The sequence below is a fragment of the Streptomyces sp. TN58 genome (genome assembly GCF_001941845.1).
Taxonomy (GTDB): domain Bacteria; phylum Actinomycetota; class Actinomycetes; order Streptomycetales; family Streptomycetaceae; genus Streptomyces.
The window spans coordinates 2,131,324-2,143,622 of the sequence record NZ_CP018870.1; the positions used below are offsets into that span (position 1 = coordinate 2,131,324).

The following is a 12,299-nucleotide window of genomic DNA, read 5'->3' on the forward strand; positions in this document are numbered from 1 at the left end:
TAAAGAGCCCTACCGATTCTGCACACGATCGGATGAATGTGGGGCAGAGAGGGCGGCGCGGGCGAAGTTCGCCGCTACATTCACGCCGTTCAAGGGCCGGGACTCCGGTCCGTCACGTCAGGAAACCGTGGAGCCGATGACGGAACGACCTGCCCAGCGTGTCCCCAACCGGCAGCTCGCGGCGCTGATCGCCGAAGCCGGGTTCTCCAACGCCGGGCTCGCCCGCCGCGTCGACCAGCTCGGTCTGGAACACGGTCTCGACCTGCGGTACGACAAAACGTCCGTGACCCGCTGGCTGCGCGGCCAGCAGCCGCGCGGGACCACCCCGGCGCTGATCGCCGAGGTCTTCACCCGGCGCCTGGGCCGCCGGCTCTCCGCGCAGGACCTGGGCCTCGACGCCTGCGCCCCGGTCTACGCCGGCCTGGAGTTCGCGGCCACCCCCGAGGAGGCGGTGGACATCGCGAGCGGCCTGTGGCGCAAGGACTCCGGCTCCCACGCGGAACTGCGGAAGATCGCCTTCACCCCGGCCGGCCTGGTCGTGCCCAGCCGGGACTGGCTGATCGGCCGGCCCGACGAGCGCGTCGCCCGGGGCGCGGAACCCGCGGCCGCCCGCGTCCCGCTCCAGGGCCGCGCCACGGTGCCGCGGCAGCGGCAGATCGACCGGTCCCCCGGGCAGCGCGTGACGGCCGGCGACATCGGCGCGCTGAGGTCGGTGGGCGAGCTCTTCCGGACCCTCGACCACGCATACGGCGGCGGGCACGCCCGCCAGGCACTGGTGCGGTACCTGGAGCACGAGGCCGAGCCCATGCTCCGGGGCACCTACGGCGAGACGACGGGGCGGAGGCTGTTCGCGGCGGCCGCGGACCTGACCCGGCTCGCGGGCTGGACCTCCTACGACATCGCCGCGCACGGCCTCGCACAGCGGTACTTCGTCCAGGCGCTGCGGCTGGCCCAGGCGGCCGGGGACCGGCCCTACGGCTCGTACGTGCTGGTCACCATGAGCCGGCAGGCGGTCTACCTCGGGCACGGCCGCGAGGCGGTGCAGCTGGCCCGGGTGGCCCAGCAGGGCGTCGGGTCCGGCCCGCCGCCGGTGGTGCAGGCGATGCTGCACTCGGCGGAGGCACGGGGGCACGCGGTCCTCGGCGAGGTCCGGGCGGCGACGGCCTGCCTGGTGCGGGCCGAACGCGCGCTGGGCGCCGCCCGGCCCGGGGACGACGTACCGCACTGGGCGCGTCTGTTCGACGAGGCGCAGCTGGCGGACGAGTTCGGGCACTGCCACCGGGACCTCCAGCAGTACCGGGCCTCGGCGCAGCACGCGGAGCGGTCGTTGCAGCTGAGGGCGCCGGGGTTCGCGCGGTCTCGGCTGTTCTGCCGGGTGGTGCTGGCCACGGCCCGGCTGGGTCTGGGCGAGCTGGACCAGGCGTGCGCGCTGGGCGCGGAGGCGGCGCAGCAGGCGATGGAGATGCGGTCGGTGAGGGCGGTGGAGTACGTACGGGACTTCGAGCGGCGGCTGGAGCCGTACCGGGACGCGGCGGCCGTGCGGACGTACCGGGACCGGGTGGCCGCGCTGTCCTGAGGCCGTCCCGTGGGCCGGGGTTGGGCGTGGCAGGGGCCCGGTCCCGAGGCGGTGGACCGGGCCCCTGTGGCTTCTGTGGTTCTCAGGCCGCCACCGGGAGTGCGGGCTCCGGAGCCACCGGGAGCGGGATGCCGAAGTCGCGCAGGATCGCGCCGGCGGCGCGGCGGGCCGAGTGCAGGGCGCCCTCGGCGGTGTTGGTGTCGCGGTGGTCGCCGCACACGTAGAGCCCGGCCAGGACCCGGACCGGGCGGCGCCGGTCGTGCGGCGGAGGCATGGCGGGGACGGCCTCCGGGGTGTGGTGGACGGCCAGCAGCTCCCATTCACGGGTGGGGGTGTCGTAGAGGCGGGCGAGGCGCGAGGCGACGGTGCGCACGGGCGGCGGCGGGCCGAGCACGGTCGTGGTGACCAGGCTGCGGCCGGCCGGGGCCCGCGTCGGGTCGACCGCGCTCATGACGGCGGTGTGGGAGACGGGCCAGTTCGGGTCCCCGTCCAGGATCAGCGAGCCGTCCCGGGGCAGGGTCCCGGCGGTGGCGTGGTGCAGGACGGTGACCTCGTGGAACGCGGGCACGCGCAGGCCGGGCAGGAGCTCGGCGGCGGCGCGGGCGCCGGTGGCGAGCAGGACGGAGCGGCAGCGGAAGTCCCCGTGCTCCTCGGTGGTGACCAGGTTGGTGGCCACCGACCGGACCCTGATGCCGGTCCGTACGGTGCCGGGGGGCAGCCCGGAGGCGAGCAGGTCGGGCAGGGCCCCGGCGCCGCCCTCGGGCACGGCGAGGCGGCCGCGGGCGAAGGTGCGCAGGGCGAGGTCGGCGACCCGGCTCGACGTGGTGAGGTCCGGGTCCCGGAGCAGGGCGGCGAGCAGGGGCCGCAGCACGCCGCCCAGGGTGCGCTGCGGCAGGCCGCGGGTGCGCAGGGCGGCGGAGGCGGTGCGTTCGGGCCGGGCGAGCAGCTTGTCCTCGGGCAGTGCGGCGAGCCTGCCGAGGGCGGCGCTGAGCCGGGCCTGGTCGAGGGATCCGCTGGCCAGGGCGCGGGCGGGGGTGAGGGACCCGGCCCGCAGCTGCCTGCCGTCGGTGTGGACGAGGACCCCCGGTGTGAAGGGGCGCAGGACCAGGGCGCGCAGTGCGTGGGTGCGTTCGAGTTCGCTGTACGCGGTGTTGAGCAACGGCGCGGTCCGGTCGAGCCGGAACCCGTCGGCCGTTTCGGTGGCCATCCGCCCGCCGGGGCCGTCCGCGGCCTCCAGGACGGTGACCGTGACCCCCGCTGCGATCAGGTGGTGCGCGGCCGCGAGTCCTGAGACTCCGGCTCCTACGATGACGACGTCCGCATGGTGTGCGGCATTGGGTGCGCTGCTGAGCACGTGCCCCTCCCCGAGGTCGGCGCGGCTGTGTGGGGATCCTCCTTCCCTCAACCGGCTGTGGGGGAACCCGAGTTCGGCCGGGTATTACGGACAACTCCGGTCGCACAGTGGTCGCATCCGGGTCACGAACGGTCGCACACGGTCGCACGCGGGCTGTCACAGTGCGGCGCGGATGGCCTGCTCGATGCCGGGGTCGCGGAAGACGAAGCCGGACTCCAGCAGGCGGGCGGGGCGGGCCCGCTGACCGGCCAGCACGTCCTCGGAGAGCTCCCCGAGCACGACGCGCAGTGCCACGGCCGGTACGGGGAGCACCGCCGGCCGGCGCAGCACCCGGGCCATGGCGGCGGTGACCTGGCGGTTGGTCAGCGGTTCGGGGGCGGTGAGGTTGACGGGACCGTGGAGGTCCGGGGTGTCGATGATGTGGCGCAGGGCCGCGACCTGATCGTGGAGGGAGATGAACGGCCAGTACTGGCGGCCGTCGCCGAGCCGGCCGCCGACGCCGGCCCGGAAGAGGGGGAACATCCGCCCCCATGCCCCGCCCTCCTTGGCGACGACCAGTCCGGTACGGGCGTACGCGGTGCGGATCCCGGCCTCCCGGGCGGGGGCGGCGGCGGCCTCCCACTCCACGCAGACCGAGGGCAGGAAGCCCTGTCCGGCGGGGGCGTCCTCGTCCACGACGCGGTCGCCGGTGTCCCCGTAGTAGCCGACGGCGGAGCCGCTGACGAGGACGCCGGGCGGTTCGTCGAGGCCGGCGAGCGCGTGCGCGAGCGCGGCCGTGCCGAGCACCCGGCTGTCGCGGATCTTCCGCTTGTAGGCGGCGGTCCACCGGTGGTCGCCGATCCCGGCCCCGGCCAGGTGCACGACGGCGCCGCAGCCGGCCAGGGCGGCCCGGTCGACGTGGCCGCGCTCCGGATCCCACCCCGCCTCGCCGGCCCCGGCCGGCTCCCGCCGTACGAACCGCACCACCTCGTGTCCGTCGGCCCGCAGGGACCGCACGAGTGCACTGCCGATGAGCCCGGTCGACCCGGTGATCGCGATGCGCATACCCCCATCCTGCCGGGTCGCTGCGCCGGCTTCGGCGGATTCAGGGGTGCGTCGCTGCCCTTCGGCGGAGCGCCGCGCGCCGGCGCACGTCACGGCACGGCGCTCCGCGCCCGCGCCTCGATCGCCGGCGAGGCTGCTACAGCCGGCCCACCCACGAAACGCACCCGGCGGCCACACCCACCCCCGCCGCCACTTGAGACCCTCCACCCCCGCCGCCGCTTGCGCCCCTCCAGCCCCGCCAGCCCCGCCGACGCTTGAGGCGCGGGGCCCGGGGCGGAGCCCCGCTCTTTCAGCCCCGCCGGCGCTTGAAGCGCGGGGCCCGGGCCGGAGCCCCGGGGGGGCGGGGCGGAGCCCCGGTCAGGCCGTGGCTGCGCCGAGCCAGGTGCCCACCGCATAGGTGACGGCCATGGCCAGCGCACCACCGGCCACGTTGCGAGCCACCGCACGCGCCACCGGCGCCCCACCCAGCCGCGCACTGAGCACCCCGCACAGCGTGAGCGCCCCCAGCACCGCCACCACCGTCACCGGCACCCGCGCCGACGGCCCCGGCAGGACGATCGCCAGCAGCGGCAGCAGCGCCCCCACCGTGAAGGCGACGAGGCTGGCGAAGGCCGCGTGCCACGGGTTGGCCAGCTCGTCCGGGTTGATGCCCAGCTCCACCCTGGCGTGGGCCCGCAGCGCGTCGCGTTCCGTGAGCTGCTCTGCGGCCTCCCGGGCGACGTCCCGGCTCAGGCCCCGCTGCGCCAGCAGGTCGGTGAGCTCGTCGAGCTCCGCCTCCGGCTCCTCGGCCAGCTCACGGCGTTCCATGTCGAGGGCGGCCCGTTCGGAGTCCCGCTGGGAGCTGACCGAGACGTACTCCCCCGCCGCCATGGACAAGGAGCCCGCCAGCAGCCCGGCGACACCCGCCGCCAGGATCGTCGCGCGCGAGGTGGTGGACCCGGCCACACCGACCACCAGACCCGCGGTGGAGATGATCCCGTCGTTGGCGCCGAGCACCCCCGCGCGCAGCCAGTTGAGCCGGGTGCTCATGCCCGCACCGCCCACCGCGCCGTCACCGCCGCCGTGCGCCTCGACGTGGGCGCGGCCCGGCACCCGTCCCGGGCCATCGTTTCCCGTCACGCCACCACTGTCGCGGCCAGGGGCGTACGGAGCCACCCGGCGGACCGGTCCGGGGTGCGCGGGCCGGGCCCCCGTACCAGGGTGGAGGGGTGAGACGCGTACGCGATGCGCCGGGCGGGCTGCGCACCGAGCCACCGCCGCGCTGGGCCCGGATCGCGCCCGCTGCGGCCCTGCTGGCGCTCGTCCTGGCGCAGGCGCTCACCTCCGACGTGGAGCTGGGGTTCTTCCTGGCGGGTCTGCCGCCGGTGGCGGCCTTCGCGTACGGGGCGGCCGGGACCGCGGCCTTCGCGGCCATCGTCCTGCTGCTGCTGGGGGTGCACGACATCGGCGTCGCCCAGGCCCGGGGCACGGACCTGGCGACGGTCGCGGTCGTCGGGCTGCTGAGCGTGGTCATCGCCTGGGTCCGTCAGCGTCGGGACGAACAGCTGGTCAGCGTACGGACCGTCGCGGAGGCCGCCCAGCTGGCGGTGCTGCCCCCGGTGCCGGACCGGGTGGGTGCGGTGCGCTGCTCGGGCCTCTACCGGGCGGCGCAGCGCGGCACGCTGGTGGGCGGCGACCTCTACGACGTACGGGTCGGGCCGTTCGGGGTACGGGCGCTGGTCGCGGACGTGCAGGGGCACGGCCTGGCGGCGGTGGCCACGGTGGCGGGGCTGCTCGGGGCCTTCCGCGAGGCCGTGCTCGACGACACGGAGCTGGCGGCGGTCGTGGCACGGCTGGACCGGCGGCTGCTGGCGGACACGGCGGACGCCCATGCGGACCATCCGGAGCTGTTCGCGACGGCGGTGCTGGTGGAGTTCCCGCCGGGGCTGGACGTCGTGCGGTTCGTGTCGTGCGGGCATCCGCCGGCGCTGAGGCTGCGCGGGGCGGCGGTGGAGGAGGTGTCGGTGGAGCCGGGCCCTCCGCTGGGCCTGGGGCTGGCGGGACCGGACCCGCCGAAGGTGGTGGAGCTGCCGGTGCTGCCCGGGGACCGGTTCCTGCTGCACACCGACGGTGCGACGGAGGCCCGGGACACGGCGGGGCACTTCTATCCCCTGGCGACCCGGGTGCCCGTCCTGGCCCGGGACCCGGCGGGCTTGGTCGGGGCGGTGTGGCGGGACCTGTCGGCTTTCACCAAGGGCGGGCCGGGTGACGACGTGGCTCTGCTGCTGCTCTCCCCGGACGGCCGCCAGTGACGCGCGCGGGCCCCGGCCTCGCCCCCGGCGCCCGCCCGCCGGCCCCCCGCCCGTGGTCAGGTACGGGGGCGGGGGGCGGCGGGGCACCGGCCGGGGCCGGGCAGGCGGTGACGAGCCGTCACGACTCCTTGATGAAGGCGCGCACCATCTTGCAGGTGACGTTGGACGGCCGGTGGATCCCCGTCCGGACGGCCATCGTCCGGATCTTCCGGTTGGTGGCGCGCTTCGCGTCATACGTCCCCGAGTCGAGCAGGGATATGGCCAGCCGCATCGCCTTCAGACGGCGGTTGTGGCTCTCGTACCACTCGCGGGGCAGGCCCGCCGGCAGCGGCTTCTTCTGGACGGGCCGGACGGTGCTGGCAGTGGCCATCTACAGCCTCCCAAACGGTAGTTGGCTTCCTGTCGTTCTCCCTCGATTTTACCGGGGGCCACTGACAGAAGCCCCTGGCCAGACGGCCCTGGGTAGGGTGGGGGGAATGGAGATCTGGATCAATCCCGCCTGTTCCAAGTGCCGCAGCGCGCTCACGCTTCTGGACGCGGAGGGTGCCGAGTACACCGTGCGCCGCTACCTGGAGGACGTCCCGTCCGAGGACGAGATCCGCGAGGTGCTGGGCCGTCTCGGGCTGGAGCCGTGGGACATCACCCGCACGTCGGACCCGCTGGCGAAGGAGACCGGCGTCCGGGACCTGCCGCGCGAGGAGACGGACGCGGCGCGCGCCCTGTGGATCTCCCACCTGGCCGCGCACCCGAAGCTCATCCAGCGCCCGATCATCACCGCCGAGGACGGCACGGCCGTGGTCGCCCGCTCCGAGGAGGCCGTCCGCGACGCCCTCTCCCGCAACGCCTGAAGGCCGGGTTCAGAGGGCGGCGGGACTCAGGCGCGGCGGGCGATGACCTCCATGCAGGCGCGGTAGCGCTCGCTGACCGCGTAGTGCAGGGGCTCGAAACCGTGCTCCTCCATCAGCTGGTAGAGGCGCCGGCGGCTGAAGTTGTGGAAGTGCTCCAGCTCCCCCCAGTAGGGGTTGGCCTCGCCGGCGTCGAGCAGGCGCCACACGGAGCAGTCGTAGTTGGGCATCGACGCGAAGACCACGCCGCCGTCGCGCAGCAGGCGGTGCGCGGCGGCCAGCCCCTGGCCGGGGTACGGCATGTGCTCCAGTACGTCGGCCAGGCTGATCACGCTGTAGCGGCCGGGCGCGTCGAGCGCCGTGAGGTCGGCGCAGTGCGCCTCGATGCCGAGTCGGCGCAGCCCCTCGGCAGTGGAGGGCCGCAGATCCAGGCCCTGCGGCTCGAAGCCCCACTCCTCGGCGGTGAACAGCAGCGAACCGTTGCCGAAGCCGACGTCGAGCCAGCGGCCGTCCGGGACGTGGCGTGCGACGCGTTCGACGATGCGCGCCGAGGTGTAGCGGTTCTGCTCGAAGCCGGCGCCGGGCTGCTGGTTGGGGTTGGTCGCGGAGAAGATCTCGGCCGAGACCTCGTCCGAGAAGTAGCCGTCGGTGAAGACGTGGCCGCAGGCGGCGCAGCGCATCCAGGTCATGACCGGTGCGACGACGGGCTTGTAGAGCGGGTGCCGTGAGCAGTCCCCCGTCCTCAGGACGGAGATGTCGCCGTCGGAGCAGAGCGGGCAGGCGTCGTACAGCAGGCGCGGCTGGGGGGACGCGAGCGGGACGGTGGCGGAGGGGGCCGCGAAGGCCGGACCGGCGGACATCTCAGGAAAATAGCGGTCTTTTCGGCTGTTTCGGTGTGGGCGCGCTGGTCTCAGCCCGCGAGCAGACGGGCGATCTCGGGGGCGGCCGCCAGGGGCAGGGAGTGGTGCGAGACCCCGGGCAGTACGTCGACGCGCGCGTCCGGCAGTGCCTCGCGTGCGGCGCGGGCGGCCCGGTGGGGGTCGTGGCAGCGGGCCCGGCCGGCGAAGAGGACGTCCACCCGGACCCCCGCCCGCCCGGTCGGCGGCTGCGCGAGCCGCCCGAGGTCCGGGCGCGGGCCGGTGACGGGCCGGGCGGCCGGGAAGCGGGCGGTCTCGTCCTGGAGCCGGAGCCAGGCCGGATCGAGGGCCGCCCCGCCGGTCTCCCAGGCGAGGAAGGAGCGGATGCGGCGCGGGCTGGGCCGCAGCAGCATGGGCAGGGCGCGCAGGACGTAGCCGGGCCGCAGCCCCGCGAAGACCTGGGTCGGGTCGAGCAGGACGAGGCGGCCGAGCCCGGCGGCGCCCCGGACGGCGTGGTGGGCGGCGATCCAGGCCCCGTACGAGTGCCCGCACAGGGTCACCGCTCCGCGCGGGTCGATCCCTTCGAGTACCGCGTCGAGCCAGCCGGTCAGGTCGTCGGCGGTCCGCGGGGGCCGCTCGGGGTCCGGGGCACTGAGCCCCGGTTCGCCCGGCAGGTCCACGGCGTGCACGCGGTGGGTGCGGGCCGCCCCGGCGGCGGCGCAGGCACCCCACACGGCGGAGGTGGCCCCGCCGCCCGGCAGCAGGACCAGCGGCGGGGCGTCGACCGGGCCGCAGCTGTTGACGCGGGTGACGCCGCAGGGGGTCGGCAGGTCGACGGCCTCGACCGGTCCGGGCCATCCGCCGAGCACCTGGTCGTAGGCGGCACGGAAGGAGGCGGTGGCGCAGTGGCGGGTGGACCGGAAGGAAGAGGAGGAGGGAGAGGGGGAGGACACGGCTGCTCCAATGTCTCGCCAGGCGATAATCTCGCTGAGCGAGATATTAGCCAGGAGGCGATGTGCACGACAACCACGGCCCGGATCAGCCGCGCGAGCCGGACAACCTGCAACTGGTGCACCTGCTGCGGGCGGTGAGCGTCGACTTCGGCCTGCGCCAGGCGGAGTTCGCCACCCGCAACGGCATGCACCCCACCGACGTCCGGGCCCTGATCTGCCTGCTGGACGCGGACCGTGCGGCCGAACCCGCCACGGCGGGCCTGCTCGGCGCCCGGCTCGGGCTCAACTCCGCGGGCACCACCGCCGTGATCGACCGACTGGAGCGGCTCGGCCACGTCGCCCGGATCCGCGACGAGCAGGACCGGCGCCGGATCCTGCTGCGGGTGGAGCCGGCGGCGATCCGCCTGGGCCGGGAGTTCTTCGGACCGCTGATCGACGGGGTGCTGAGGGTGCTGGACTCCTTCGACCCCGCCGAACGCGACACCGTCCGTCGTTTCCTGACGGCCACCCACGCCGCCTTCGCGTCGGAGCCGCACCGGTGACCCCCTCCGGCCCCGGCCTCGTGGGCGGTCCGGCCCGCTCTCTTCATCTCGTCCCCACCTCGCACCTCGTAGGGTGACCGGAGCACCAAAGTAGGACGTACCGCACCAAAGGACTCGCCGTGACCGAGCAGCAGCCGCAGGAAGCCACCGCCGACGCACACCGGTTCCCCCCGTCCCGGCGGCGGGCCGACTGGATGTTCGGCGGGGTGTACGGGACGATCCTGGCCAGCGGGCTGCTGGCCGCTCTCGATCAGAAGGGCGACGACTTCACCCCGTACTACGACGCCAGCTGGGTGATCGTGACGGCGGCCACGGCCGGGCTCGCCCACGGCTACGCCCACCACATGGCGTCCCACGACCAGGGTTCCGCCGGGCACCGGTGGCGGCTCCTGGTCGTGGCGCTGTGGAACGAGTGGCCGCTGATCGTGGCCGCCCTGCCCACCGTCCTCCTGCTGGTCGTCTCCGGGATCTTCGACTGGGACTCGTACGGGGTCACGGCCGTCGGGCTCGGCCTGAACACCGCCCTGCTGTTCGCCTGGGGATCGGTGGTGGCGCTGCGCGTGGGCTACCGGTTCGGTTCGGCCCTGCTGATCGGCTTGGCCGACGCCACCATCGGCCTCGCCATCATCGTCGCCAACGCCCTCATCAAGTAGGGGCCGCGCCTCACACGGGGAGCTGCGCCTCGGCCTGCGCGAGGATCTCCGTCAGCCGGGCCCCGAACTCCGCTCCGCGCGGATCCGGTACGCCGGTCCGGGCGGCGGTCAGCAGCGCGTCGAGGGCACGCCCGTAGGCGCCAGGTACGTCGCTCCAGCCGGGCAGTTCGTGCACGCCCTCGGTTCCGCGCAGTTCCAGCCCGACCCCGGCGGCCGCCTGCGGGGCGCCCAGGCTGAGCACGGCGGTGCTGGCCGCGCCGGACGCGTGCCGCAGCGCCAGCTGGACGACGTCGGACGGGCCGCGGGTGGCGCTGACCTCGGTGACGTCGCCGAGGATCGGGATCAGGACGGACAGGGCGTGCGGCCCGACGTCCCACAGTCCGCCCTTGTCCTTGCGCCAGGGCGAGTCGGCGTAGGCGCTGGGTGAGCCGTCGGGCGGGAAGACGGCGCCGAGCCAGTGCGCGGCCGCGGTGAACCAGCCGGCGCGGGCAGCCTGCTCGGCGACCCAGCCCGCGGTGGGCTCGGCGAAGCGCAGGGTGAGGAAGACGACGGAGGCGACCCCGTGGCGGGCGACCGCGTCGGCGACGGCCCGGGCGTCCTCGGACGTGGTGGCGACGGGCTTGTCGAGCAGCAGGTGGCATCCGGCGGCGGCCGCGCGCAGGGCGAGCGGGGCCTGGACGTCGGGCGGCAGGGCGAAGGCGGCGACGTCGCAGTCGGCGAACAGCGCGTCGGGGTCCTCGTACACCTTCACGCCGTACGCGTCCGCCAGCTCCGCGGCGGCTTCCGGCCGGCGTCCCCATACGCCGGCGAAGTCGGAGCCCGTGTGCGCGGCGAGGGCGGGGGCGTGGGTGCGGTGCGCCCAGGGGCCGGTGCCCAGCAGGCCGACGCGGGGGCGGGGGGCGGCGGCGGCCGGCTCGGCGGGGTCTCCGGCGGGGCTCAAATCAGACGAAATGCTCACGCGGCAAGTGTGCCCCACCCGGACGGGTGCTCGACCGCCAACCCGCACATGCCGCCCCACCAGCGGCGTAAACCTCGGTAACACGGGGTTCACACACGGGCAACGGAAGAGAAATCGCGGGCGGGCACGCTGCGGTCAACACCGCAGCGATGAAGCAGCGTCCAGCAGCACCCGCAGAGTCTGAGGATGGGGCCCGTGAGCTACAAGGCTGAATACATCTGGATCGACGGCACCGAGCCGACGGCGAAGCTTCGCTCCAAGACGAAGATCCTGGCCGACGGCGCCGAGCTGCCGATCTGGGGCTTCGACGGATCGAGCACCAACCAGGCCGAGGGCCACGCGTCCGACCGGGTCCTGCAGCCGGTGTTCTCCTGCCCGGACCCCATCCGCGGCGGGGACAACGTGCTGGTCCTGTGCGAGGTCCTGAACATCGACATGACCCCGCACGAGTCGAACGCCCGCGCGCTGCTGCGCCCGGTCGCCGAGAAGTTCGCCGGCCAGGAGCCGATCTTCGGCATCGAGCAGGAGTACACCTTCTTCGACGGCGCCCGTCCGCTGGGCTTCCCGGTGGGCGGCTTCCCGGCCGCGCAGGGCGGCTACTACTGCGGTGTCGGCTCGGACGAGATCTTCGGCCGCGAGATCGTCGAGAAGCACCTCGACCACTGCCTCGCCGCGGGTCTGAGCATCTCCGGCATCAACGCCGAGGTCATGCCCGGCCAGTGGGAGTTCCAGGTCGGCCCGGTGGGCCCGCTGGAGGTCTCCGACCAGCTGTGGATCGCGCGCTGGCTGCTCTACCGCACCGCCGAGGACTTCAACGTCTCCGCGACGCTGAACCCGAAACCGGTCAAGGGCGACTGGAACGGCGCGGGAGCGCACACCAACTTCTCCACGAAGGCGATGCGCGAGGACTACCGCGCGATCATCTCGGCGTGCGAGGCACTGGGCGAGGGCAGCAAGCCGCTCGACCACGTGAAGAACTACGGCGCCGGCATCGACGAGCGCCTGACGGGTCTGCACGAGACCGCCCCCTGGAACGAGTTCAGCTACGGCGTCTCGGACCGCGGCGCCTCGGTGCGCATCCCGTGGCAGGTGGAGAAGGACGGCAAGGGCTACATCGAGGACCGCCGCCCGAACGCCAACGTGGACCCGTACGTGGTGACCCGCCTGATCACGGACACCTGCTGCACCGGCCTGGAGAAGGACGGCCTGGCCTGACGGCCCCGCCT

13 protein-coding genes are annotated in these 12,299 nt (G+C 74.7%); 6 read left to right on the forward strand and 7 right to left on the reverse strand.

The window, feature by feature from the left end; genetic code table 11:
* The first annotated feature begins 136 nt into the window (after positions 1–136).
* On the forward strand, positions 137–1,576 hold the full coding sequence (locus tag BSL84_RS09680) for a regulator (protein ID WP_075970168.1): 1,440 nt from the start codon (positions 137–139) through the stop codon (positions 1,574–1,576).
* A gap of 82 nt (positions 1,577–1,658) precedes the next feature.
* Here BSL84_RS09680 and BSL84_RS09685 read toward each other — a convergent pair whose 3' ends face one another.
* The 3 genes from BSL84_RS09685 to BSL84_RS09695 all read right to left on the reverse strand — a co-directional run bounded on the left by BSL84_RS09685 (position 1,659) and on the right by BSL84_RS09695 (position 5,003).
* On the reverse strand, positions 1,659–2,930 hold the full coding sequence (locus BSL84_RS09685; protein ID WP_030031546.1) for an NAD(P)/FAD-dependent oxidoreductase: 1,272 nt from the start codon (positions 2,928–2,930) through the stop codon (positions 1,659–1,661).
* Between the two features lie 156 nt (positions 2,931–3,086).
* On the reverse strand, positions 3,087–3,974 hold the full coding sequence (locus tag BSL84_RS09690; protein ID WP_030031547.1) for a TIGR01777 family oxidoreductase: 888 nt from the start codon (positions 3,972–3,974) through the stop codon (positions 3,087–3,089).
* A 357-nt stretch (positions 3,975–4,331) separates the two neighbouring features.
* Positions 4,332–5,003: a VIT1/CCC1 transporter family protein gene (locus BSL84_RS09695; RefSeq protein WP_045322294.1), complete on the reverse strand. Its 672-nt coding sequence runs from the start codon at positions 5,001–5,003 to the stop codon at positions 4,332–4,334.
* A 179-nt stretch (positions 5,004–5,182) separates the two neighbouring features.
* Here BSL84_RS09695 and BSL84_RS09700 point away from each other — a divergent pair, with 179 nt between their 5' ends.
* On the forward strand, positions 5,183–6,265 hold the full coding sequence (locus BSL84_RS09700) for a PP2C family protein-serine/threonine phosphatase (RefSeq protein ID WP_234363430.1): 1,083 nt from the start codon (positions 5,183–5,185) through the stop codon (positions 6,263–6,265).
* A 118-nt stretch (positions 6,266–6,383) separates the two neighbouring features.
* On the opposite strand, the gene BSL84_RS09705 is transcribed toward BSL84_RS09700, so the two are convergent.
* A complete protein-coding gene (locus BSL84_RS09705; RefSeq protein ID WP_030032818.1) occupies positions 6,384–6,635 on the reverse strand; it encodes a hypothetical protein in 252 nt (83 codons plus the stop codon).
* Between the two features lie 106 nt (positions 6,636–6,741).
* Here BSL84_RS09705 and BSL84_RS09710 point away from each other — a divergent pair, with 106 nt between their 5' ends.
* Positions 6,742–7,113, forward strand: a complete 372-nt coding sequence (locus BSL84_RS09710) for an ArsC/Spx/MgsR family protein (protein WP_030032820.1) — start codon at positions 6,742–6,744, stop codon at positions 7,111–7,113.
* Between the two features lie 26 nt (positions 7,114–7,139).
* On the opposite strand, the gene BSL84_RS09715 is transcribed toward BSL84_RS09710, so the two are convergent.
* The gene (locus tag BSL84_RS09715) at positions 7,140–7,970 is read right to left on the reverse strand and encodes a class I SAM-dependent methyltransferase (protein WP_079273155.1); all 831 of its coding nucleotides are present in this window, start codon (positions 7,968–7,970) and stop codon (positions 7,140–7,142) included.
* A 50-nt stretch (positions 7,971–8,020) separates the two neighbouring features.
* Complete coding sequence (locus BSL84_RS09720; RefSeq protein ID WP_107484760.1) at positions 8,021–8,920, reverse strand: alpha/beta fold hydrolase; 900 nt, start codon at positions 8,918–8,920, stop codon at positions 8,021–8,023.
* A 62-nt stretch (positions 8,921–8,982) separates the two neighbouring features.
* On the opposite strand from BSL84_RS09720, the gene BSL84_RS09725 reads away from it, so the two are divergent.
* Positions 8,983–9,462, forward strand: coding sequence for a MarR family winged helix-turn-helix transcriptional regulator (locus BSL84_RS09725; protein ID WP_234363432.1), 480 nt, complete (start codon positions 8,983–8,985; stop codon positions 9,460–9,462).
* Between the two features lie 119 nt (positions 9,463–9,581).
* Positions 9,582–10,115: a hypothetical protein gene (locus tag BSL84_RS09730; RefSeq protein ID WP_234363433.1), complete on the forward strand. Its 534-nt coding sequence runs from the start codon at positions 9,582–9,584 to the stop codon at positions 10,113–10,115.
* Between the two features lie 10 nt (positions 10,116–10,125).
* Here the strand turns inward: BSL84_RS09730 and BSL84_RS09735 are convergent, their stop codons facing one another.
* A complete protein-coding gene (locus BSL84_RS09735) occupies positions 10,126–11,055 on the reverse strand; it encodes a Gfo/Idh/MocA family protein (protein WP_045322285.1) in 930 nt (309 codons plus the stop codon).
* A gap of 213 nt (positions 11,056–11,268) precedes the next feature.
* Here BSL84_RS09735 and glnII point away from each other — a divergent pair, with 213 nt between their 5' ends.
* Positions 11,269–12,288 carry a glutamine synthetase gene (glnII, locus tag BSL84_RS09740; protein ID WP_030030019.1) on the forward strand — a complete coding sequence of 340 codons (1,020 nt, stop codon included), beginning with the start codon at positions 11,269–11,271 and terminating at the stop codon, positions 12,286–12,288.
* Positions 12,289–12,299: the final 11 nt, after the last annotated feature.

What these genes read in the sequence shown, in the direction of transcription:
- BSL84_RS09695 (WP_045322294.1), bottom strand. Translation starts at nt 5,003, where the DNA reads ATGAGCACCCGGCTCAACTGGCTGCGCGCGGGGGTGCTCGGCGCCAAC.
- BSL84_RS09715 (WP_079273155.1), bottom strand. Translation starts at nt 7,970, where the DNA reads ATGTCCGCCGGTCCGGCCTTCGCGGCCCCCTCCGCCACCGTCCCGCTC.
- BSL84_RS09705 (WP_030032818.1), bottom strand. Translation starts at nt 6,635, where the DNA reads ATGGCCACTGCCAGCACCGTCCGGCCCGTCCAGAAGAAGCCGCTGCCG.
- BSL84_RS09690 (WP_030031547.1), bottom strand. Translation starts at nt 3,974, where the DNA reads ATGCGCATCGCGATCACCGGGTCGACCGGGCTCATCGGCAGTGCACTC.
- BSL84_RS09680 (WP_075970168.1), top strand. Translation starts at nt 137, where the DNA reads ATGACGGAACGACCTGCCCAGCGTGTCCCCAACCGGCAGCTCGCGGCG.
- BSL84_RS09710 (WP_030032820.1), top strand. Translation starts at nt 6,742, where the DNA reads ATGGAGATCTGGATCAATCCCGCCTGTTCCAAGTGCCGCAGCGCGCTC.